This window comes from Synechococcus sp. R65.1, assembly GCF_047461755.1.
Lineage (GTDB): Bacteria > Cyanobacteriota > Cyanobacteriia > Thermostichales > Thermostichaceae > Thermostichus.
This window is the reverse complement of record NZ_JANSHU010000040.1, coordinates 1-1,014: the sequence shown is the minus strand read 5'-3', so window position 1 is coordinate 1,014 and position 1,014 is coordinate 1. Positions and strand designations below refer to the sequence as shown.

Here is a 1,014-nt window from a genome sequence, read left to right as displayed (position 1 = left end):
ATCTTCCCCACTTCCTTTACCATCCCCTTTGGCGGCCAGATCCGGGTGACTCCCGCCATTCCTTCACCTGGGCCGATTACGGTCGGCGGTACTACCCTTAGCACCTTTGACAACACCACCAACCCTGGCAGCACCACCTACTTCAACTTTGGGCCGGGCATCTCAGTGAACTAGCTTGGGGCTGGCTCTAGAAGGGCAATCGGTTTCCATTCAGGAGGTGCTAGATGGCAACCGGTTGTCTTCTTCTTCAGCTTTGGGAAAGGCACCGTCGCTGTGCTTTTTTGAGCGCCCTTTGGGTATACTTGAGTCTAGACTCAAGGTTTGCCTTTGAGTTTCCCTGGGGTGAGCTAGGCAGCTCTTGCTAAAGACGTTGACCCTAGCAAGTTTTTGAAGGAGATCTGCCATGGCTTCCCGCAACTCAAAATCCCGCTTTCGTCACCCGATAGCTCCCTTGATTTTGGCTTCCTCCCTCGTAGGAGGAGTGTCTGCTTGTTCCCTTACTTCGGATCCTCCGGCTGTTACTCAGCTTCCCCCGACAATTTCAGCTCAGGCGCCAGAAACAGCAGTGCAGGGCTCTGAGAGCATTGCTTTCTACTACGACGGGGTAAAGACCTCAGTCACCATCAAGGATGCGGCAGTCCTTTTTGCCGCCTGCACCCTCAACACCAACGACTCCGGGAAGATTGTTAACTTTGTCAATAACACGCTCAAGGTGGGGCCGATTACGGCTGCCGACGTGACGGGGTTGGGTGATCCGCTCAAGCCCTCTGTTTCCGACTTTACTGCCGACGGGGTGGTGGACTGTAACGATGCGGCGGTTTTGTTTGCGGCAATTTCAACAGGTCTTCCGCCGACGGCCAGTAAGATCAATCCCTTCCTTGCCACCACCCTGAAGCTCAGCGGTGTCAGCGTCACGCAGCCGAACTTAGATACCTTCTTCAGCGAGCCCACCCCGACACCCACGCCGACTCCGACCCCGACTCCGACACCGACGCCAACTCCCACACTTACTGT

General features: G+C 55.6%; 1 pseudogene. It reads left to right on the top strand.

Annotated features, from left to right (window positions below):
* Window positions 1–403: 403 nt before the first annotated feature.
* Window positions 404–1,014 (top strand): annotated as a pseudogene (locus NW814_RS11015) (hypothetical protein); the annotation flags it as partial.